The following is a 20,737-nucleotide window of genomic DNA, read 5'->3' as shown; positions in this document are numbered from 1 at the left end:
TGATGATTCATTCATATTTTTCTTTTTGAATTTATAAGAAATTAGAATGAACTTTCTTCAAAAGGGGGGATTGACATGAAAAAAACGAAGCCAAAATACATGCAAATAATAGATGCAGCGGTGATAGCGATCGCTGAAAATGGGTATCACCAAGCCCAAGTTTCGAAAATTGCAAAACAGGCAGGCGTTGCAGATGGAACCATTTATCTTTATTTTAAAAACAAAGAAGACATCCTAATCTCTCTCTTTGAAGAAAAGATGGGCGAATTCGTTGAAAAAATAGAAGAAAAAATAGCAGGAAAAAAGACGGCTGAAGAGAAGTTATTAATGATGATCGAAACTCATTTCCAACTCCTTTCAGATGACCATCATATGGCAATTGTTACACAGCTAGAATTACGTCAATCAAATAAAGAACTTCGCTTAAGAATTAATGATGTTCTTAGGGGTTATTTACAGGTGATAGACAAGATCATTTTGGAAGGAAAAGATTCGGGTGAGTTTTCAAGCGATCTCGATGTTCGTCTTGCCCGGCAAATGATTTTCGGTACGATTGATGAAACCGTCACATCATGGGTGATGAACGAAGAAAAATATGATCTGCTTGCACTGGCAACCCCAGTCCATCGCCTCTTGATCAATGGTTGTGGAACCCGGTAGATTATCAGATAAGGAGGAGTTAGATTGGAATTTTTAAAATGGTCGTATCAAGACAATATTGCCACCATCACGATCGGGCGTCCTCCGGCAAATGCCCTTTCATCAGGCCTTATAAGGGAGCTGTCGGCTATACTGGATGAAATTGAGCCAAACGATGAAATTAGAGTTATTGTCATTCATGGTGAAGGCCGCTTTTTTTCAGCGGGCGCAGATATTAAGGAATTTACGACAATAACATCGTCGGAGGATTTTTCTAACCTTGGAAAATTCGGACAAGATTTGTTTGATCGTATGGAAAAGTTTGCAAAACCGATTATTGCGGCGATTCATGGTGCAGCACTAGGCGGAGGGCTCGAACTGGCAATGGCGTGTCACATTCGCTATGTCAGTGAAACTGCCAAACTGGGTCTTCCAGAATTACAGCTTGGGTTAATTCCGGGATTTGCCGGTACCCAACGGCTGCCCAAATATGTAGGGACCGCTCGGGCAGCTGAAATGCTGTTCACCGCAGAGCCTATTACTGGCGTAGAAGCGGTTCAAATCGGTTTAGCCAATCATGCCTATCCGGAAAATGAATTATTAGATCAGGCCTATAAATTAGCTGGAAAAATTGCTAAGAAAAGCCCTGGCTCGATTCGTGCAGCAATTGAATTATTAAATTATGCGAAAACAAACGAGTTTTATCAGGGTAGTAAAAGGGAATCTGAATTATTTGGTCAAGTCTTTGTTTCAAATGATGGCAAAGAAGGCATTCAAGCCTTTCTTGAAAAAAGGGAGCCGAACTTTAAGGGTGTGTGACTTCTAAAGCAATATTCCTGCTAAGGAAGTTTTCATAGTAAATTTTTTTCTAAAAAATTTTCTTAATCTTTTGAACTGAATTAATGTTTGAAATTTACTAGGAGGGAAATCATGAACATTTATGTATTAATGAAAAGAACCTTTGATACGGAAGAAAAAATTTCAATTTCTGGCGGAAAAATCAATGAGGATGGAGCCGAATTTATCATTAATCCTTATGATGAATATGCGATTGAAGAAGCGATCCAAGTCCGCGATGCCAATGGCGGAGAGGTAACCGTTATTTCTGTCGGCAATGAAGAAACAGAAAAACAATTGCGTACAGCACTTGCAATGGGAGCTGACAAAGCCGTACTAATCAATATTGAAGATGATATTGAACATGGGGATCAATTTACAACAGCAAAAATTCTTGCTGAATACTTAAAAGACAAAGACGCTGATTTAATTATCGGCGGAAATGTTGCCATTGACAACGCGTCTGGCCAAGTAGGTCCACGTGTTGCTGAAATACTTAACATCCCTTATGTAACAACGATTACAAAATTAGAAATTGATGGAACAAATGTAACCGTTACCCGTGACGTTGAAGGAGATTCAGAAGTAATCGAAACGAGCCTTCCGCTATTAGTCACTGCACAACAGGGTCTTAACGAGCCGCGGTACCCGTCATTACCGGGAATCATGAAAGCGAAGAAAAAACCGCTTGAAGAATTAGAATTAGACGATCTCGAACTTGAAGAAGACGATGTGGAAGCAAAAACAAAGACGATTGAAATATACTTACCGCCAAAGAAAGAGGCTGGGAAGGTTCTATCTGGTGAATTAAATGATCAAGTAAAAGAACTTGTTCAACTTCTTCATACTGAAGCAAAAGTAATTTAATTTCATTCACATAAAAATTGTTTTCAGGAGGTAATAGAATGTCAAGAAAAGTATTGGTACTAGGAGAGGCTAGGGACGGGTCATTACGTAACGTTTCTTTCGAAGCAATTGCTGCAGCACAGACTGTGGCAGAGGGCGGAGAAGTGGTTGGAGTTTTAGTTGGCGATGCTGTAAGCGCTTTAGGCGCTGAGCTTATCCAATATGGAGCAGACCGCGTAGTCACAGTTGAAAATGAAAAATTAAAACAATATACGTCTGACGGCTTTGCCCAAGCATTATTAGCGGTAATCGAGCAAGAAAACCCGGAAGGACTTGTACTAGGCCATACAGCACTGGGAAAAGACCTGGCCCCTCGCATTGCAGGAAAGCTTTCTTCGGGCCTTATTTCTGACGCGACTGCAGTTGAAGTAGCTGGCGGGAATATTGTATTTACAAGACCGATTTACTCAGGTAAAGCATTTGAAAAGAAAATTGTTACCGATGGATTAATTTTTGCCACTGTTCGTCCAAATAATATTGCACCATTAGCAAAAGATGAAAGCAGAACTGGTGGTGTTTCCAGCTTATCGGTAGACATTAAAGACCTTCGTGCCATTATTAAAGAAGTAGTAAGAAAGGCCAGTGAAGGGGTAGATTTAAGTGAAGCAAAAATCGTCATTTCAGGCGGCCGCGGCGTCAAGAGTGCGGAAGGGTTTGCTCCGTTGAAAGAATTAGCTCAAGTTTTAGGCGGTGCAGTTGGCGCTTCTCGTGGTGCGTGTGATGCTGATTATTGTGATTACTCTTTACAAATCGGTCAAACTGGAAAGGTGGTAACACCAGACCTGTATATTGCCTGCGGTATTTCTGGAGCCATTCAGCACTTAGCTGGGATGTCCAACTCTAAAGTTATCGTAGCGATCAACAAAGATCCTGAAGCGAATATTTTTAAAGTAGCCGATTATGGCATTGTCGGTGACTTGTTCGAGGTCGTACCAATATTAACAGAAGAGTTTAAAAAACTTAAGGTCCATTCGTAATAAGCAAAGCGGAATCGCTGGAGCTAGACATAAGAATGGCTAAGAAAGATAATAATAAAGCGGGCGGGACAACAAGTAACGCTCGCTTTTTTTATATTCGCATAGAATACTTATAACCAGGATGGGTATATTACATGCTGAAACATATTATTAGCATGATATGGCAATCGATGGTATACTTTCCGTAGTATTTCAGTTATTTAATAGGAGGTCAATAAAGATGGCTATTTCACACGTAACAGATCAAACCTTTGCTACTGAAACAGGTTCAGGCCTTGTGCTTGTAGATTTTTGGGCACCATGGTGCGGACCTTGTAAAATGATAGCTCCAGTTCTAGAAGAACTTGACGCAGAAATGGGCGAAAAAGTAAAAATTACTAAGCTTGATGTGGATGATAACCCACAAACAGCTGCTAACTTCGGCGTTATGAGCATCCCAACATTGTTGGTACTGAAAGATGGCGAAGTTGTCGATAAAGTCGTTGGCTTCCAGCCAAAAGACGCGCTAGCAAGTGTTTTAGAAAAACACGTATAAGATAAATAACAAAAAACCTTAGTTAGAGTTCCATCTAGCTAAGGTTTTTTGCTTTTTACAAGAGTCTCCTACTTCCCTTTATGAGTCATTTGCATTAGAATTTTAAATACATTAAAAAAAGACGGAGGGAGTGGCCGGAATGAATGAAAATATAAAGCAAAAATTGACCCTGCTGCCTGATCTGCCTGGCTGCTACTTAATGAAGGACCGTCAGGGAACAATTATTTATGTGGGAAAAGCAAAGGTTTTAAAGAATCGTGTCCGTTCCTATTTCACTGGATCCCACGATGGAAAAACGTTAAGACTTGTTAATGAAATTGAGGACTTTGAATACATTGTTACCTCTTCGAATATAGAAGCCCTATTACTTGAATTGAACCTGATTAAGAAATACGATCCAAAATACAATATCATGCTGAAGGATGATAAAAGCTATCCGTTTATTAAACTAACTGCAGAAAGACATCCAAAGCTTATCATAACGAGAAAAGTGAAAAAGGATAAAGGGAAATACTTTGGTCCTTATCCCAATGTAGGAGCAGCTAATGAGACGAAAAAGCTGTTAGATCGGATTTACCCATTACGAAAATGCTCCACCCTGCCTGATCGTGTTTGCTTGTACTATCATTTAGGGCAATGCCTTGCACCTTGTGTGAATGAAGTGAGTGAAGAGCAGTATAAGCAAATGACGGATGAAATTTCCCGCTTTCTAAATGGCGGCTATAAGGAAATAAAAAAAGAGCTCACAGAAAAAATGACAGCTGCCTCAGAAGAACTTGATTTTGAGCGGGCAATGGAGTTCCGCGATAAAATTGTTCATATTGAGGCGATTATGGAAAAGCAAAAAATTACGATGACTGATTTTACCGACCGTGACGTATTTGGCTATGCAGTCGATAAAGGCTGGATGTGCGTTCAGGTCTTTTTTGTCCGGCAAGGAAAGCTGATTGAGCGGGACGTATCGATGTTTCCCATCTACAATGAGCCGGAGGAAGAAATTTTAACGTTCCTCGGCCAATTTTATACAAAAGCCAATCATTTTAAACCAAAAGAAATTTTAATTCAAGACGACGTGGATCTTCATATCGCTGAACAGCTTTTGGAAGTAAGAGTCCTGCAGCCACAGCGCGGTCAAAAAAAGGACCTCGTTAAAATGGCCATAAAAAATGCGAAGATTGCTTTAAATGAAAAGTTCTCCCTGATTGAAAAAGATGAGGAAAGAACGATTAAGGCTGTTGAAAACCTTGGGGAGCTACTGGGGATATATACACCGCACAGGATTGAATCATTCGATAACTCTAACATTCAAGGGACAGATCCAGTATCCGCCATGGTTGTTTTTATTGATGGGAAAGCAAATAAACGAGAGTATCGCAAATATAAAATCAAATCGGTTAAGGGTCCCGATGATTATGAATCCATGCGAGAAGTAACGAGAAGAAGATACTCGAGAGCCCTAAAAGATGATTTACCGCTTCCTGATTTGATTATCATTGATGGTGGAAAAGGGCATGTCGAGGCTGTAAGAGATGTTTTGGAAAATGAGCTGGGCTTAGATATCCCGCTTTCAGGATTGGTAAAGGATGAGAAACACCGAACATCCCAGCTTCTATACGGCAATCCATTGCAAATCGTCCCCTTAGCTCGAAACAGCCAAGAGTTTTATTTACTGCAACGCATTCAAGATGAAGTTCACCGCTTTGCGATTACTTTCCACCGTCAACTCCGTGGGAAAAGTGCGTTCCAATCGTTGCTCGATGATATTCAGGGTATCGGAGAAAAACGAAAAAAATTACTATTAAAACAGTTCGGTTCTGTCAAAAAAATGAAGGAAGCCAACATAGAGGAATTTACTGCACTTGGAATTCCAATAAATGTAGCAGAAGAATTATTCAATAAACTTCACACAATATGATTGTCAGAAAAAAAAGAACATGCTATAATAAGTGAAAATTTAATTTACTATCACTTTGTCGTACTAAAGTGAAGGTAGAGGTGCGAGCTTCAAGAGTAATGGTTCTGAGAAGGATGAGCTTCGAAGAGGGATCATGAAAGGGAATGTTCGCCGAAGTAAAGAAGGTCTCATTCCTTCCTTTGCTGGTTCTGTATTGAATAAATCCAGAATTGTCAAGACGTATGTCTTGGAGAGCTATCTTACGTTATTTGTACAGGAATTTATTTTTTCGTGTTCAAAAAGCAATGAGATGCCCTCATTGCTTTTTTTTCATTTATGGGGAAATCTAATGTAATCATTTGAAAGAAGGGAATCAACTATGGGGCTTATCGTACAAAAATTTGGGGGAACCTCCGTTGGCAGTGTAGAAAGAATATTAAATGTAGCATCACGTATAAAAGAGGAGACCGTGCTAGGTAATAACGTTGTTGTCGTTGTGTCGGCTATGGGGAAATCTACCGATCAGCTAGTAAGTTTAGCAAAGGAAATATCTGATCAGCCAAACAAGCGGGAAATGGATATGCTGCTTTCAACAGGGGAGCAGGTTACGATTGCATTATTGTCGATGGCTTTAAATCAACAGGGGCTTAATGCAGTTTCGTATACAGGCTGGCAGGCGGGGATCGTTACAGAACCAGTTCATGGAAATGCCCGGATTGCCAAAATCAACACGGAGGCGATTCAAGCTCAGCTGTCTGAAGGAAAAGTTGTGATTGTGGCAGGATTCCAAGGGATAACAGAAGATGGCGAGATTACAACACTTGGCCGCGGTGGCTCAGATACAACCGCTGTTGCTCTAGCTGCATCATTAAAAGCTGATCGATGCGATATTTATACGGATGTAACCGGTGTTTTTACAACGGATCCACGATATGTTAAAGAGGCACGTAAATTATTATCCGTTTCATATGATGAAATGCTTGAACTTGCTAATCTAGGTGCAGGTGTGCTGCACCCAAGAGCAGTCGAGTTTGCAAAAAATTACAAAGTTCAGCTTGAGGTTCGTTCAAGTATGGAGAGAGTAGAAGGAACAGTCATAGAGGAGGAAGCAACAATGGAACAAAATTTAGTAGTGCGCGGAGTAGCGTTTGACGATGAAATTACAAGGGTTACTGTACTAGGACTCACTAACTCATTAACAAGTTTATCAACTATTTTTACCACCTTAGCACAAAATCATCTTAACGTGGACATTATTATTCAAAGTACAACTGAGGGAGGGACTGCCAATCTGTCATTCTCGATCCATACGAATGATTTGCTCGAAACATTAAAGGTCCTGGAAGATAATAAAACAGTCCTGGGATATGAGCAACTTGATGCTGAAAATAAGTTAGCCAAGGTATCGATTGTTGGTTCAGGAATGATTTCTAATCCAGGCGTTGCCGCTAAAATGTTTGAAGTACTAGCTGAAAATAACATTCAAATCAAAATGGTCAGCACCTCCGAAATTAAAGTATCCGTCGTTGTCGAAGAAAAAAACATGCTTCAAGCTGTACAAGCCCTTCACACAGCATTTGAATTAGGGGAATAGTGAAAAGGGTGTCAGGCACCTTTGGTGCCTGACACCCTTATTAACAAAATGATCGTTGAGAAGTTACTTTATGGGGTCTTTTGTATCCCATTTGACGGTGAATTGAACTTTGTTTGATTTTTTAACAGGGTGCTCAAAGGCTTCCGTATATACTTTTTTTTGGAGTTCGATTTGCTGAGCAAGGAAACCGGCTTCGAGCTGAAAAAAGTGCTCGGCCTTTGATTTTACACGAGGCACAATCAATGGACTAGATAGTTCCATTTCGATTTCATTTTTTGTTTCTTTAATTATTTCCAGCTGACCCCATGAAGCTTTGGTAAAAAACTCAATGACTTGATCATGATCAGCTAAAGGGAATTTTCGCGCTAGACGCTTACCGGCCCAATATAATATTTCAGGCGTATCTTTTCCGAGAATTTCTGGCAGAAGTATTTCCCTAATTAACTCATATCCGAAGATCGAGATGGTTCGTGGTTCTGCTGCATTTGTATCCAAATTAACGACTGTACTTTCTTCCACAAGCTTCCCCTCTTTCTATTATTCTATTATATACAATTTTGGCTAAGTTTCAGTACAGTTTTCAATAAGAAAATATTGTTATTTTGCAATATCTAATCCTATTTATTATCATAATTATCTTTACCTTTAAAGTAAAAACTCTAACAGTTAGATATTGGAAATATCATTGGGGAAATTGGGCAACCATAAATAACTATCAATCTTTATAAGTTTGTACACATACACTATTATAATTTCAATATATTTAAAAAATTTTTATTTTTTACTTAAAATACTGTATCCGTTTTCTTGACGCTCTATCAGGTTGGGAGTAAAATGGACATGTCACATAATTGTCACAGTAGTGAAAATTAAAAATTACATGAGGAATAACAAGGGAAAAAGGCTTAACATCATTTTTTAAAACTTAAAGGGGGGTAAAATAATGGCGGGAAATCGAGAGTTTGTTAATCGCAGATTGCATTCATTGCTGGGAGTTATTCCGATTGGGGTATTCCTGATCCAGCATCTTGTTGTCAACCATTTTGTTACAGGGGGACCAGAATCTTTTAATAAGGCTTCAAACTTTATGGGAAGTCTTCCATTCAAGATTGTCCTTGAAACAGTAATTATCTATTTACCATTGTTATATCATGCAATCTATGGAATTTATATTGCTTTTACTGCAAATAGCAATGTTAATAGGTTTAGTACATACAGGAACTGGATGTACTTACTACAGCGTATTACAGGCGTTATTACATTAATTTTTATTGCATGGCATGTATGGCAAACACGGGTCGCTGCAGCATTTGGCGCTGAGGTCTCCTTTGATATGATGCATGATATTCTTTCATCGCCTGGTATGTTTGTTTTCTATCTAGTTGGTATTCTTTCGGCTATTTTTCATTTTGCCAATGGTTTGTGGTCATTCCTAGTTAGCTGGGGGATTACAGTATCACCACGTTCACAAGTTATATCTACATACGTGACAATTGGTGTGTTTGTTGTATTGGCATTTATTAGCATTCAAACACTGATTGCATTTGTTTCATAATAGAGGAAGTTCGGAAAAATATTGTATTTTGGATTGAGGGAGTGAGTCACGAATGGGTAAAGGTAAAGTGATCGTAGTCGGCGGCGGCTTGGCCGGTTTAATGGCTACCATCAAGGTTGCAGAATCAGGAACTCCGGTAGAGCTATTTTCTCTTGTTCCGGTTAAACGTTCTCACTCTGTTTGTGCCCAAGGCGGTATTAATGGAGCGGTAAATACAAAGGGTGAAGGAGATTCCACGTGGATCCACTTTGACGATACCATTTATGGCGGAGACTTTTTGGCCAATCAACCGCCGGTAAAAGCAATGTGTGATGCAGCACCTGGCATTATTAATCTATTTGACCGGATGGGAGTAATGTTTAACCGTACTCCAGAAGGTTTACTAGATTTCCGTCGTTTCGGAGGTACACAGTATCACCGTACAGCCTTTGCTGGGGCAACAACAGGGCAGCAGTTGCTTTATGCTTTAGACGAACAAGTTCGCCGTCATGAAGTAGACGGGTTAGTTACGAAATATGAAGGCTGGGAATTCCTAGGAACTGTTATTGATGATGATGGCGTATGCCGCGGAGTGGTCGTTCAAAACTTAAAAACGATGGAAATTAAATCGTTCTCTGCAGATGCTGTTATCATGGCTACAGGGGGCCCTGGAATTATCTTTGGAAAGTCAACGAACTCCGTTATCAATACGGGCTCTGCTGCATCGATCGTGTACCAGCAAGGTGCCTATTATGCAAATGGTGAAATGATTCAAATCCATCCAACTGCTATCCCTGGCGATGATAAGCTTCGGTTAATGAGTGAATCAGCGCGTGGTGAAGGCGGTCGTATTTGGACCTATAAAGACGGAAAGCCATGGTATTTCTTAGAGGAAAAATATCCTGCTTATGGAAACCTGGTACCGCGTGATATAGCAACGCGTGAAATTTTTGACGTTTGTGTAAATCAAAAACTAGGAATTAATGGCGAAAACATGGTTTTCCTTGATTTATCACATAAGGATCCGCATGAATTAGATGTAAAACTTGGCGGTATTATCGAGATTTATGAAAAATTCATGGGTGATAACCCAAGAAAAGTACCAATGAAAATATTCCCAGCTGTTCACTATTCAATGGGTGGACTATGGGTAGATTTTGACCAAATGACAAACATCCCAGGTCTATTTGCTGCTGGTGAGTGTGATTATTCCCAGCATGGTGCAAATCGTCTAGGTGCAAACTCCTTACTTTCTGCGGTTTATGGCGGAATGGTTGCAGGGCCAAATGCTGTTAAATATATTGATGGTCTTGAAAAGAGTTCTGAAGCCGTTTCTTCAATTGTTTTTGATCGTCATGTTAAGGAACAGGAAGAAAAATGGAATTCGATTATGTCTTTAAATGGCACAGAAAATGCCTATGTCCTTCATAAAGAACTAGGGGAATGGATGACAGACAACGTAACAGTTGTTCGTTACAATGACAGGTTGTTAAAAACAGATGAAAAGATTCAGGAACTATTAGAACGTTACAAAAAAATCAACATCAATGATACATCAAAATGGAGCAACCAAGGAGCAACCTTCACTAGACAACTTCAGAATATGCTTCAATTAGCACGTGTTATTACGATTGGTGCTTATAATCGTAATGAGAGCCGTGGTGCTCATTATAAACCAGACTTCCCTGAGCGGAATGATGAAGAATTCTTAAAAACAACAATGGCTAAATTTGTTGATTCTACATCTGCTCCAGCTTTCCATTATGACGAAGTCGATATCTCGTTGCTCAAGCCTCGTAAACGCGATTACACTACAAAGCACTAATAGAAAGGGGAGTAGGCAAGAATGTCTGAAAATAAAACAGTAAAATTTAAAATAATGCGTCAGGATTACCCGGATTCTGCTACTTATGAAGAGGACTTTGAAATTCCCTATCGTCCGAATATGAACGTTATTTCGGCTTTAATGGAAATTCGTAAAAACCCTGTCAATGCCAAAGGACAAGCCACTACCCCAATTACTTGGGAAATGAACTGTCTTGAAGAGGTTTGTGGTGCTTGTTCCATGGTCATCAATGGCAAGCCGCGTCAGTCTTGCTCAGCCCTAGTTGATCAATTAGAGCAGCCAATTCGCTTAGAGCCCATGCGGACATTTCCTGTTGTCCGCGACCTTCAAGTCGACCGCAGCAGAATGTTTGATTCCTTGAAAAAAGTTAAAGCTTGGATTCCAATTGATGGAACCTATGATTTAGGGCCTGGACCACGGATGCCCGAGAAGAAACGTCAATGGGCATATGAACTTTCAAAGTGTATGACCTGCGGTGTTTGTTTAGAAGCCTGCCCAAATGTGAACAGCAAAACCAACTTCATGGGGCCAGCAGTCTTTAACCAAGTTCGTTTATTTAATGCCCATCCAACAGGCGAAATGAACAAGGCAGAACGTTTAAATGCCTTTATGGAGGATGGCGGAATGCAAGGCTGCGGCAATTCACAAAACTGTGTGCAAGCCTGTCCAAAAGGTATTCCCATTACCACTTCAATTGCTGCAGTTAACCGTGAAGCATCCATGCAGGCATTCAGAAACTTCTTCGGAAGCGACCGGGACTAATAATTCTAATGAAACCTTCTTTTCTAATACAGAAAAGAAGGTTTTGTTGTGTTCTGAAATTTTTTTATAAAATCATTCTCCAAATAGCAATTATAGTCACTACCTTTGTATCGGTTACATAAGATATGGTGACTAAATATACACCCACCCCACGATTCATTACTGGCGAAGGCAAGGAGGGTTACAATACTTGAAGGAGAATGAATATAATCATAAGCCATTACTCACCAAACGAGAAAGAGAAGTATTCGAACTACTAGTACAAGATAAAACAACAAAAGAGATCGCTGGTGAATTATTTATAAGCGAAAAAACAGTTAGGAATCACATTTCCAATGCGATGCAAAAGCTTGGTGTAAAGGGGCGTTCACAAGCTGTTGTAGAGCTCCTTCGTATGGGAGAACTAGAACTTTAAACATGATCGGCTTCCATTTATGGAGGCCGGTTCATATTTTATAGGCCAATCCACATTTAGCCAGAATAAAATTTTAATATATTTAATATGCCAAATTAGTGGAAAAAAGGTTAATTTCCTAACCTATTTTCCCTTTTTGCAGCATAATTTAAATTATTCTTACATAAGTTAATGGAAAATAGTAGAAATATATTGAAAGTTTTATCCGTAAAATTTACAATTAGAAATAAATGCGGTTTGAGTTAGACAATTGTGCTGGACAATAGCCAAGATGAGAGTCTTACTCATCTTGGCTTTTTTACATAGGGGATTAATTTCAGGGAGAAAGGAACGGAATGAGAAATGAACGGTCCTGTTGGAGTAATCAAAAGTGAAAAGAGAATGCTTTTAATACAATTTTTAAAAGAGAATAAAAGCAGATTTCAAACCTTGTTCACTAGAAACGAAGATTGTATATTTGCATTAGATATAGAAGGACATGTTGTTCAAGCGAATCCTGCATTCGAAAAGTTATCAGGTTACTCAACAGAAGAGATAGAAACATTAAAACTTCAATTCCTTTTTCCAATTGATCAGGTAAATAAGGTATTTCATCATTTTCATAAAGCGGTATTAGGCGGGGTTGAAAACTTCGATTCTATAATGACAACAAAGCACGGACAACTGATAGATTTAAATATAACCAATTTGCCAATTAGTGAAAATGATCAAATCGTAGGTGTCTATACCGTGGGAAGGGATATTTCTGAATTAAAGCGAAAGAAAGAAGAAATTAGAAAAATAGAAGAAATGCAGCGCATTCTAACTGAAAATATTCTAGATGTGATTTTCAGTACAAATATGCAGGGAGAAATTCTTTATGTGTCACCTTCTTGTGAACATGTATTTGGCTACAATGCTGAAGAAGTCATCAATCAAGATTGCTTATCGTTCGTCCATCCTGATGACAAGGAAAACGTGTTTGCGAACCGTAAGAAGGTTCTTAGCAGCCAGGAAAACGGCAGGGATTGCTACCGTGTTCAAAAAAAAGATGGGAATTATGTATGGGTGGAGTCTCTTTGTAAACCAATTATGGATCCTGTTACCCAGCATGTGTTCGAGGTTGTAAGTGTAATGAGAGATATTTCAGAACGAATGAAAGGAGAAGAAGAAGCTAAAAAACACGAAGAAACCTATCACGATTTAGTTGAATTTTCCCCTGATGCGGTTATTATTGCTAGAGGAAATGATATCTTGTTTATAAACCAAACAGGTGCCGGATTGTTTGGGGCCAATTATAAAGCAGAAATTTTAAAGAAGAAACTTTCAGATATCATTCACCCTGATTTTCACGAGACTGTAACCTTACGGGAAAATATGGTGATTGGCGGGGATGTTACCGACTTTTTTGAGTACAAACTAATCCGTTTGGATGGTTCCATGTTTTTGGCGGAAGTAAAGGGCATCCCAACTATTTATCAAAATAAACCAGCACGGCATCTAATTATTAGGGACATATCGGAACGTAAAAAAACACAAGAGCTTTTACTTAACTCAGAAAAATTAAATGTGGCTGGGCAGCTGGCGGCAGGTATTGCTCATGAGGTACGAAATCCACTCACAGCCATTAAAGGATTTCTTCAATTAATGGAGGCACAAATAAGCACCAATAAATCGTATTTTGAAATCATTCAGTCTGAGATGGATCGAATTGAACTGATCCTAAGTGAGTTACTGTTACTGGCAAAACCCAATGAATTAAAATTTGAATTAGTCGATTTAATCACGCTTGTTGAAAATGTAAAGATGTTAATTGATACCCAAGCCATCATGAATGATATTCAAATCGAGACCATTTACAATTTCAATAAAATCCTGATTAATTGTGATAAAAATCAGTTGAAGCAAGTTTTTATTAATATTTTAAAAAATGCGATTGAAGCAATGCCTCACGGCGGTTCAATCACCATCGAGGTAAAGAAACACAGCTTTAATAAGGTGAAAATTTTCTTTAAAGATACGGGAAATGGAATGCCTCAACATATATTAAAGCGTGTGGGAGAGCCTTTTTTTACGACAAAAGAGAAAGGTACCGGATTGGGGATTATGATTTCCAAACAAATTGTTGAAAATCATGATGGAACGATTCACCTTTGGAGTGATCCAAAGGGAACGATCCTTGAAGTGATTTTACCAATTGCAAAACATAATCTCATTTAGGGTTCTTCATTGAAAAAAGGGTCAGACCCATAACCTCAACATATCGCTGCATATTTACCAATAGGCAGCCTGTATGGTGTGGTAAACGTGAGGTTAGACCCTTTTGTGAGTTACTCAAATGAAATTAGCTCTTTGGGTAACTAAATTCTAATTCATCCTTTTGTTCGTTAAAGTCTACATGTAAGTTATAATCTTTAAAGAACCATAAATCTGTTCCTTCAACAAAAAAAGTTAATCCCTCTATTTCTGTTTTAACAGCCATATCAATGGGTTCGTTATCGACGGTGAAACCTAGTGCGAAACTCTCCTGTATCGGGCTGCTGCCGTATATTTGAGCGAAAAATCTTACTTTATCCCCTTCTGTTAACTCCACTTCATCCTTAAACCATTTTAAGGCTGCTTGACTGATCGTGATCTCCATTATCTTCTCCCCCTTGTTTTAATTATTGTATACGTGTTTTATTATGAACCTATCAGTTGAAATAAATTTATTATAGCATTCAATGAGATCAATGCTTATGGATTGTGCTTGATAGATAATTACAACTTGAAATTTTAGAGGAAAAAGTAGAAAATAGGTACATGCATACAGCAAATGAACATGAAAATTTTTAGTGATGGTCTTGAGGAGAGCATTTTAATAGGAGTGTATAGATATGGAACTCGAAAATCCACAAAAACTAACTGGGGATATTTTTGCAAATATTGAAAAGGATCTACGGTATATTTCCGGAATCATTAAGCAAAAGGGTCGAGAGATGTTAACCAATTACAAGATTACTCCTCCCCAATTTTTAGCGTTGCAATGGCTTTTTGAAGAAGGTGACATGACCATCGGAGAGCTTTCGAATAAAATGTATTTGGCCTGCAGCACAACGACAGATCTCGTTGACCGTATGGAGAAAAATTTACTCGTTGAGCGGATAAAGGATACAAATGATCGTCGTGTGGTCAGGATTCACTTGCTTGAAGAAGGCGAGAGAATCATTGATGAAGTCATAAAAAAACGTCAAGTATACTTAGAAGAGGTGTTGAAAAATTTCTCATCGGAAGAAATTGTTCTTCTTCAAAACAGCTTGATGAAATTACATCAGGAAATGCGTTAAAAAGAGGCGAGATGTTTGAAACAACCAATAGGTTTGATAGATTCTGGTGTCGGTGGGTTAACCGTAGCCAAAGAGGTCATGAGGCAGCTGCCAAATGAGAAGATTATTTATTTAGGTGATACAGCCCGTTGTCCATATGGTCCCCGATCAAGGCAGGAAGTGAAGAAATTCACGTGGGAAATGACCAGCTTTTTATTAGAAAAAAATATAAAGATGCTCGTGATTGCCTGTAATACAGCAACAGCAGCAGCCCTGGACGATATTCGCAGGGAATTGTCGATCCCGGTCCTTGGAGTTATTAACCCCGGAGCACGGGCTGCAATTAAGCGAACAAAAAACTATCGGGTTGGGATTATCGGCACAGTAGGGACAGTAAAAAGCGGTGCTTACGAAAAGGCCTTAAAATCACTGCACAGCCGGCTATTTGTTACTAGCCATGCCTGTCCTAAGTTTGTTCCGCTGGTCGAGAGCGGCGAGTACAATGGATTGATTGCAGAAAGAATAGTGGAGGAATCCTTGAAGCCGCTTGCTGATCAAAATTTAGATACGTTAATACTGGGCTGTACCCATTATCCATTACTCGAGCCACTGATTAAAGAGGCAATGGGTGAGCGGGTAAAAGTCATTAGTTCCGGTGATGAAACGGCCAGAGAAATTAGTGCCATTCTTCAATACAATGGACTGCTTGAGGAAGACGAAGTAGAACCAGAGCATGAATTTTACACAACAGGTTCAAAACCGATCTTTTCTAAAATTGCTTCCCAATGGCTTGAAACCCCGATAGAAAACGTTCATAAAATAAAACTATAAAAGAAGCTCCTAGCCGGGGCTTCTTTTTTCATTCAACCTAAAAAAATTTAAATTTATTCTCTTTTTCTTGCGTAAGGCGGTCTATTTTTTCATAAGGCTCGTATACATGGTAGTACAAACTGTCTTTGGGGGGAATTAATGTGTCTAAAAATAAAGCTAAAATCATTGGTGTGACGGTGCTTACATCTACTGTATTACTTTCTGGCTGCGGATTATTTAATAAGGAAGCTGAAAAGAAAATTGATCCGCCAAAAACCGTTGCGGTTGGGGAAGAAAAAGCAAGTAAGGAAACAACGGCCAAAGAAAAAGGAGAGGTCGCGAACACTTTAAAAACAGAACTCTACTTGATTGATAAAGACGGCTATGTCGTACCACAAACCTTGGCACTTCCAAAGACCAGTTCTGTAGCGAAACAGGCCCTTGAGTATTTAGTAGCGAACGGACCGGTAACTGATATGCTTCCAAACGATTTTAGAGCCGTGCTCCCTGAGGACACACAGTTGTCAGTCGATATTAACAAAGATAGTGGTGTGGCAACGGTAAACTTTTCAAAAGAATTTAAGAACTATCAGCCTGAGGATGAGATGAAGATTCTTCAATCCGTCACATGGACGCTGACCCAATTTGATAACGTCAAATCAGTTAAGCTTAAAATGAATGGTCATGCTCTAACAGAAATGCCTGTCAACGGTACCCCAATCAGCGAAAATCTATCAAGAGCAACAGGGATCAATTATGATTCCGCTGGTGTTGCCGATATTACGAATACAAAGCCGGTTACTGTCTATTATATTGGCGGTGAAGAGGGTTCCTATTATTATGTCCCGGTAACCCGCCGTATTAGCAATACCGAGAAGGATAGCTATGTAGCGGTCGTCAATGAATTGATCAAGGGACCAAGCGAAAAATCTACCCTCGTGTCTGAATTTATGTCGGATGTAAAGCTGCTTGAGGCGCCGAAGTATGAAAATGGCACCGTTACATTGAACTTTAATAAGAATATTTATGGCAGCTTTAAGGAAAAAGAAATTTCCCAGTCATTAATAGATACACTTGTCCTTTCTTTAACCGAACAGCTGGGAGTAGAAAAGGTGGCTGTTCAGGTTGACGGAAAAGCAGAGATTAAGAATGATAAAGGGAAGAAATTAACAGAACCTGTAACACGTCCAGAAAAAGTCAATACAGGTAGTTTTTAAAAAAGCATTTTTGTTATACTATATAGTGACAATGAAAGAGGTTGGCTTGAACGCCGCCTCTTCTTTATTTGAATTCAAATAGGTGTGATTGCAGAAGGAGGAAATTTTGTGCGCGTTGATGGAAGAGAGCCATTACAGTTGCGGCCGATACATATTGAAACAAATTATTTAATGCATCCAGAAGGTTCTGTTCTTATTTCTGTAGGGAATACAAAGGTGATTTGTACGGCCACTATCGAAGATCGGGTGCCTCACTTTATGAGAGGGGAAGGGAAAGGCTGGATTACAGCCGAATACTCCATGCTGCCGAGGGCGACACAAACTAGAAATATCCGTGAATCCTCTAAAGGAAAGGTTTCTGGCCGAACGATGGAGATTCAGCGCCTAATTGGCCGTGCATTGCGAGCTATTGTTGATCTAAGTGCGCTTGGTGAAAAAACCGTTTGGATTGATTGTGACGTCATCCAAGCGGATGGCGGCACACGGACAGCCTCCATTACTGGAGCATTTGTGGCGATGACATTGGCGTTAAATGGATTTGCTCAGAAAAAATCCTTTTCAAAGTTTCCGATTACCGATTATTTAGCCGCAACAAGTGTTGGCGTCCTGCAAGGTGACAAGATTGTCCTTGACTTAAACTATGCCGAGGATTCCACGGCACAGGTGGATATGAACGTCGTCATGACGGGGAGTGGTGAGTTTGTGGAGCTGCAAGGTACTGGCGAGGAATCCACTTTCTCCTATGATCAGCTCCAAGGTCTGCTGAGCGCGGCACAAGAAGGGCTCATGGAGCTATTTGAGCACCAAAAGGAAGCTTTAGGTGAGGAAATTGTTAAAAAAATTGATAGTAGAAGAAAAAAATAGACTCGTGCTTTGATAGAAAGGGGCTAATTGTCGGATGAGTCGTTGTCATTGTCGATATGCCGGGTAACTGTCGAATAAGCCGGTGTCACTTTGAGTTAACTCTCGGATATAAAAAGATATTTAAAATAAGAGGCGATTTAGATGAAAGAAGTCATTATTGCTACTAAGAATCCTGGCAAGGCCAAGGAATTTGAGCAGATTTTTGCATCAAGAGGGATGGAAGTCCGGACTTTGCTGGATTTTCCGGAAATTCCTGAGGTTGAAGAAACAGGGATAACCTTCGAAGAAAATGCCATTCTAAAAGCTGAGGCCGTTTCCCATGCCCTCAATAAAATGGTGATTGGGGATGATTCCGGATTAATGGTGGATGCCCTTGAAGGAAGACCAGGCATCTACTCTGCCCGATATGCCGGCGAGCAAAAGAATGATCAAAATAATACCGATAAAGTGCTCTCTGAGTTGGAAGGTATTCCAGAAGAGAAGAGAACGGCGAGATTTTACTGTGCATTGGCGGTTGCGGTTCCTGGTCAAGAAACAAAGACGGTGTCAGGCACCTGCGAAGGTCGGATTCTCGAGGAGCGCCGCGGTTCAAATGGATTTGGCTATGATCCGGTATTTTATGTACCAGAGAAAGGCAGGTCCATGGCAGAGTTATCTTCTGATGAAAAAAATTCCATCAGCCATCGTGCGAATGCATTAAAAAAGCTTGACGGGGTACTTGATTCCATTTTAGAAAGAGCTGACCAGTTATGAGGAAGGTATTAATTGTCAGTGATAGTCATGGTTTAACAAAGGAACTCGAGATGATCAGGGAAAGACATCGCCAAGAAGTGGATTTAATGATTCACTGCGGCGATTCAGAATTGATGCCGGTCGATAAGGCTATCTCTGGCTACTTAACAGTGATGGGGAATTGTGATTTTAGCGGAGATTATCCATTAGAAACCATTGCCGAAGCTGCCGGACGAAAGTTCTTCATCACGCACGGTCATCGGTATTCTGTAAAGTCCACGTTAATGAACCTTAAATACAAAGCACAGGAAGTAAAGGCTGATATTGTCTGTTTTGGCCACTCGCATATTCTTGGAGCGGAAGTAATCGATCATACCTTATTTTTAAACCCAGGCAGCATTCGTCTTCCTAGGGAGCGGTTTGAAAAAACCTATGTCATCCTGGACTTGCAAACCAATAAGATTACCATGAACGTATTTGAAGTAACCGGGCAGGAAATCGTAGACTTAGCAAGGGAATTTGTTCTATAGTTATAAAGGGGGATTTACATCCCCCTTTATAAAAGAAAAATAATCCAATAAAAGATATTGACTTTTAGATATTAGGGTAATATAATAAATCTTGTCTTTGATAAACAAATACGTCCCAGTAGCTCAGCCGGATAGAGCATACGCCTTCTAAGCGTACGGTCGGGAGTTCGAATCTCTCCTGGGACGCCATTTCTTGTACCACTTAATCTACATACCAAAATCTCAAACTCACCAGTGTTGGTGAGTTTTTTTTGTTCATTAATTGTGCTACACTATTTTCCAATGACATACTGAAGGACGGATTCCAATGAAAAAACGGGAACAAGCAAAACGAAAAGATAATGTAATCTACTTTCCCGGGCTCGAAAAGAGATTAACAGACAAAGGCCTAGAAAGCCTTGAAAAGAAACATTTTAATGAGGCCATTACCCTATTAGAGGAAGCCCGTGAGCTGGACCCGGATAATGATAACATCTTAATCGGCCTTGTTCTTGCATATTTTGAAGCAGGAGCATTTACCAAAGCGAAGGTACTAGCAAAAGAGATGTTATTAAAAGGGATAGGCGACTATTTTCAAATGGTCGATCTTTATTTGACAGTCCTGATTCAGCTTCATGAGTACCAGGAAATTGTCACGACTATTGAAGCATTATTAGATGAAAAAGAAATTCCGCAGGATAAATATGATCATTTTTTAACGCTCCTTCAATTCAGCCAACGGATGGCCGAGAGTCGTCAGCCGGTTGAAGAAGAGGAAGAAGAAGTCACCCCTGAAATGAAAGAATTGAATCTCCTTTCCAAACAAAACGTAAACGAGCAAATGCTCTTGGTAGCCAGTTTGGCAGACAAAAACATTCGTCCCTATGTTGACGAAATAGCAGACTATTTACAAACAGATGCAGGCCATCCATTTTTAAAAACAATGCTATTGACTCTCTTAAAAGAACAAGAAATTGATCGAGAATTGATCGTTAAGAAATGGGAAATGGAAGAAAAGGTCGTTCCTGCTTTGCTGCCGGAAGTTAGAGTTCAGCCTAAAATGATCGAGGTAAAAAAATTACTAGCGGAACAATTGGAAAGTAAAAATCCTGGTCTATATGAAAATACGATTGGAATGGTAGAGCAGACTTATTTTATCAGTTATCCCTTTAATCTAGAGCCGGATCCTCCAGCTGCCTGGGCAGCTGCTTTTCACTTACTGGCACACGAATATCTGGGATTAGAGGAAGATAGTAGTAAAATAGCAAGGGAGTATGAAGTCACACGGCAAGAAGTAGACCAAGCAAGAGCACAAATTGAGGTAATTGAGAAAATTTCTTACCCCAATATTTAGGTCTCGGTGTTGAAAGAAAACAATCCTA

General features: G+C 39.6%; 21 protein-coding genes, 1 tRNA gene and 1 riboswitch. Of the genes, 20 read left to right on the top strand and 2 right to left on the bottom strand.

The genetic code is table 11. The features are described from left to right. Positions 1-75 precede the first annotated feature (75 nt). From fadR to AC3ANL_RS19325, 7 genes are all read left to right on the top strand, one after another. Positions 76-660, top strand: a complete 585-nt coding sequence (gene fadR, locus AC3ANL_RS19355) for a fatty acid metabolism transcriptional regulator FadR (RefSeq protein ID WP_488326018.1) — start codon at positions 76-78, stop codon at positions 658-660. A 24-nt stretch (positions 661-684) separates the two neighbouring features. Next, a complete protein-coding gene (locus tag AC3ANL_RS19350) occupies positions 685-1,458 on the top strand; it encodes an enoyl-CoA hydratase (protein WP_488326017.1) in 774 nt (257 codons plus the stop codon). Between the two features lie 111 nt (positions 1,459-1,569). Continuing rightward, positions 1,570-2,343 (top strand): electron transfer flavoprotein subunit beta/FixA family protein, encoded by a 774-nt coding sequence (locus AC3ANL_RS19345; protein ID WP_488326016.1) that lies wholly within the window; start codon positions 1,570-1,572, stop codon positions 2,341-2,343. Between the two features lie 38 nt (positions 2,344-2,381). Beyond that, positions 2,382-3,359 (top strand): electron transfer flavoprotein subunit alpha/FixB family protein, encoded by a 978-nt coding sequence (locus tag AC3ANL_RS19340; protein ID WP_488326015.1) that lies wholly within the window; start codon positions 2,382-2,384, stop codon positions 3,357-3,359. 220 nt (positions 3,360-3,579) lie between these two features. Beyond that, positions 3,580-3,894 (top strand): thioredoxin, encoded by a 315-nt coding sequence (gene trxA, locus AC3ANL_RS19335; protein WP_488326014.1) that lies wholly within the window; start codon positions 3,580-3,582, stop codon positions 3,892-3,894. A 139-nt stretch (positions 3,895-4,033) separates the two neighbouring features. Further along, positions 4,034-5,809: an excinuclease ABC subunit UvrC gene (gene uvrC, locus AC3ANL_RS19330; RefSeq protein WP_488326013.1), complete on the top strand. Its 1,776-nt coding sequence runs from the start codon at positions 4,034-4,036 to the stop codon at positions 5,807-5,809. Between the two features lie 67 nt (positions 5,810-5,876). Continuing rightward, positions 5,877-6,054, top strand: a riboswitch (Lysine riboswitch). 113 nt (positions 6,055-6,167) lie between these two features. Then, the gene (locus AC3ANL_RS19325) at positions 6,168-7,382 is read left to right on the top strand and encodes an aspartate kinase (RefSeq protein WP_488326012.1); all 1,215 of its coding nucleotides are present in this window, start codon (positions 6,168-6,170) and stop codon (positions 7,380-7,382) included. 63 nt (positions 7,383-7,445) lie between these two features. Here the strand turns inward: AC3ANL_RS19325 and AC3ANL_RS19320 are convergent, their stop codons facing one another. Next, positions 7,446-7,901 carry a YslB family protein gene (locus AC3ANL_RS19320; RefSeq protein WP_488326011.1) on the bottom strand — a complete coding sequence of 152 codons (456 nt, stop codon included), beginning with the start codon at positions 7,899-7,901 and terminating at the stop codon, positions 7,446-7,448. 424 nt (positions 7,902-8,325) lie between these two features. Between AC3ANL_RS19320 and AC3ANL_RS19315 the strand changes: the two genes are divergently transcribed. The 5 genes from AC3ANL_RS19315 (at position 8,326) to AC3ANL_RS19295 (ending at position 14,138) form a co-directional block, all read left to right on the top strand. Then, positions 8,326-8,937: a succinate dehydrogenase cytochrome b558 subunit gene (locus tag AC3ANL_RS19315; RefSeq protein ID WP_488326010.1), complete on the top strand. Its 612-nt coding sequence runs from the start codon at positions 8,326-8,328 to the stop codon at positions 8,935-8,937. Between the two features lie 52 nt (positions 8,938-8,989). Next, complete coding sequence (gene sdhA, locus AC3ANL_RS19310; protein WP_488326009.1) at positions 8,990-10,741, top strand: succinate dehydrogenase flavoprotein subunit; 1,752 nt, start codon at positions 8,990-8,992, stop codon at positions 10,739-10,741. Between the two features lie 21 nt (positions 10,742-10,762). After that, the gene (gene sdhB / locus AC3ANL_RS19305) at positions 10,763-11,524 is read left to right on the top strand and encodes a succinate dehydrogenase iron-sulfur subunit (protein WP_488326008.1); all 762 of its coding nucleotides are present in this window, start codon (positions 10,763-10,765) and stop codon (positions 11,522-11,524) included. A 190-nt stretch (positions 11,525-11,714) separates the two neighbouring features. Beyond that, positions 11,715-11,939, top strand: coding sequence for a spore germination transcription factor GerE (gene gerE, locus AC3ANL_RS19300; RefSeq protein ID WP_160722067.1), 225 nt, complete (start codon positions 11,715-11,717; stop codon positions 11,937-11,939). Between the two features lie 381 nt (positions 11,940-12,320). Then, the gene (locus AC3ANL_RS19295) at positions 12,321-14,138 is read left to right on the top strand and encodes a PAS domain-containing protein (protein WP_488326007.1); all 1,818 of its coding nucleotides are present in this window, start codon (positions 12,321-12,323) and stop codon (positions 14,136-14,138) included. A 124-nt stretch (positions 14,139-14,262) separates the two neighbouring features. Here the strand turns inward: AC3ANL_RS19295 and AC3ANL_RS19290 are convergent, their stop codons facing one another. Next, the gene (locus tag AC3ANL_RS19290) at positions 14,263-14,559 is read right to left on the bottom strand and encodes a HesB/YadR/YfhF family protein (protein ID WP_488326006.1); all 297 of its coding nucleotides are present in this window, start codon (positions 14,557-14,559) and stop codon (positions 14,263-14,265) included. A 235-nt stretch (positions 14,560-14,794) separates the two neighbouring features. Here AC3ANL_RS19290 and AC3ANL_RS19285 point away from each other — a divergent pair, with 235 nt between their 5' ends. The 8 genes from AC3ANL_RS19285 to AC3ANL_RS19250 all read left to right on the top strand — a co-directional run bounded on the left by AC3ANL_RS19285 (position 14,795) and on the right by AC3ANL_RS19250 (position 20,709). After that, positions 14,795-15,244, top strand: coding sequence for a MarR family winged helix-turn-helix transcriptional regulator (locus tag AC3ANL_RS19285; RefSeq protein ID WP_488326005.1), 450 nt, complete (start codon positions 14,795-14,797; stop codon positions 15,242-15,244). Positions 15,245-15,259: 15 nt separating this feature from the next. After that, entirely contained in the window at positions 15,260-16,054 is a 795-nt protein-coding gene (gene racE / locus AC3ANL_RS19280) for a glutamate racemase (protein WP_488326004.1), read from the top strand. A 140-nt stretch (positions 16,055-16,194) separates the two neighbouring features. Further along, positions 16,195-17,250: a GerMN domain-containing protein gene (locus AC3ANL_RS19275; RefSeq protein WP_488326003.1), complete on the top strand. Its 1,056-nt coding sequence runs from the start codon at positions 16,195-16,197 to the stop codon at positions 17,248-17,250. A gap of 108 nt (positions 17,251-17,358) precedes the next feature. Next, entirely contained in the window at positions 17,359-18,114 is a 756-nt protein-coding gene (gene rph, locus AC3ANL_RS19270) for a ribonuclease PH (RefSeq protein WP_488326002.1), read from the top strand. A gap of 141 nt (positions 18,115-18,255) precedes the next feature. Further along, positions 18,256-18,867 carry an XTP/dITP diphosphatase gene (locus AC3ANL_RS19265; RefSeq protein WP_488326001.1) on the top strand — a complete coding sequence of 204 codons (612 nt, stop codon included), beginning with the start codon at positions 18,256-18,258 and terminating at the stop codon, positions 18,865-18,867. Then, the gene (locus AC3ANL_RS19260; RefSeq protein ID WP_488326000.1) at positions 18,864-19,376 is read left to right on the top strand and encodes a metallophosphoesterase family protein; all 513 of its coding nucleotides are present in this window, start codon (positions 18,864-18,866) and stop codon (positions 19,374-19,376) included. The genes AC3ANL_RS19265 and AC3ANL_RS19260 overlap by 4 nt, the downstream gene beginning before the upstream one ends. Positions 19,377-19,488: 112 nt before the next feature. Continuing rightward, positions 19,489-19,565: transfer RNA gene (locus tag AC3ANL_RS19255), tRNA-Arg, on the top strand. 118 nt (positions 19,566-19,683) lie between these two features. Beyond that, complete coding sequence (locus AC3ANL_RS19250) at positions 19,684-20,709, top strand: tetratricopeptide repeat protein (RefSeq protein ID WP_488325999.1); 1,026 nt, start codon at positions 19,684-19,686, stop codon at positions 20,707-20,709. Positions 20,710-20,737: the final 28 nt, after the last annotated feature.

The organism is Neobacillus sp. DHD-1R (assembly GCF_057747995.1).
The sequence above is the reverse complement of the archived record's forward strand: the minus strand, read 5'-3'. Positions and strand labels throughout refer to the sequence as shown.

Bases quoted from the DNA above. Each gene is read 5' to 3' on its own strand.
- sdhB (WP_488326008.1), top strand. From the start codon at position 10,763: ATGTCTGAAAATAAAACAGTAAAATTTAAAATAATGCGTCAGGATTAC.
- AC3ANL_RS19325 (WP_488326012.1), top strand. From the start codon at position 6,168: ATGGGGCTTATCGTACAAAAATTTGGGGGAACCTCCGTTGGCAGTGTA.
- AC3ANL_RS19265 (WP_488326001.1), top strand. From the start codon at position 18,256: ATGAAAGAAGTCATTATTGCTACTAAGAATCCTGGCAAGGCCAAGGAA.
- AC3ANL_RS19260 (WP_488326000.1), top strand. From the start codon at position 18,864: ATGAGGAAGGTATTAATTGTCAGTGATAGTCATGGTTTAACAAAGGAA.
- AC3ANL_RS19290 (WP_488326006.1), bottom strand. From the start codon at position 14,559: ATGGAGATCACGATCAGTCAAGCAGCCTTAAAATGGTTTAAGGATGAA.
- AC3ANL_RS19295 (WP_488326007.1), top strand. From the start codon at position 12,321: ATGCTTTTAATACAATTTTTAAAAGAGAATAAAAGCAGATTTCAAACC.
- sdhA (WP_488326009.1), top strand. From the start codon at position 8,990: ATGGGTAAAGGTAAAGTGATCGTAGTCGGCGGCGGCTTGGCCGGTTTA.
- AC3ANL_RS19340 (WP_488326015.1), top strand. From the start codon at position 2,382: ATGTCAAGAAAAGTATTGGTACTAGGAGAGGCTAGGGACGGGTCATTA.
- trxA (WP_488326014.1), top strand. From the start codon at position 3,580: ATGGCTATTTCACACGTAACAGATCAAACCTTTGCTACTGAAACAGGT.
- AC3ANL_RS19345 (WP_488326016.1), top strand. From the start codon at position 1,570: ATGAACATTTATGTATTAATGAAAAGAACCTTTGATACGGAAGAAAAA.
- AC3ANL_RS19250 (WP_488325999.1), top strand. From the start codon at position 19,684: ATGAAAAAACGGGAACAAGCAAAACGAAAAGATAATGTAATCTACTTT.
- fadR (WP_488326018.1), top strand. From the start codon at position 76: ATGAAAAAAACGAAGCCAAAATACATGCAAATAATAGATGCAGCGGTG.
- uvrC (WP_488326013.1), top strand. From the start codon at position 4,034: ATGAATGAAAATATAAAGCAAAAATTGACCCTGCTGCCTGATCTGCCT.
- AC3ANL_RS19285 (WP_488326005.1), top strand. From the start codon at position 14,795: ATGGAACTCGAAAATCCACAAAAACTAACTGGGGATATTTTTGCAAAT.
- AC3ANL_RS19315 (WP_488326010.1), top strand. From the start codon at position 8,326: ATGGCGGGAAATCGAGAGTTTGTTAATCGCAGATTGCATTCATTGCTG.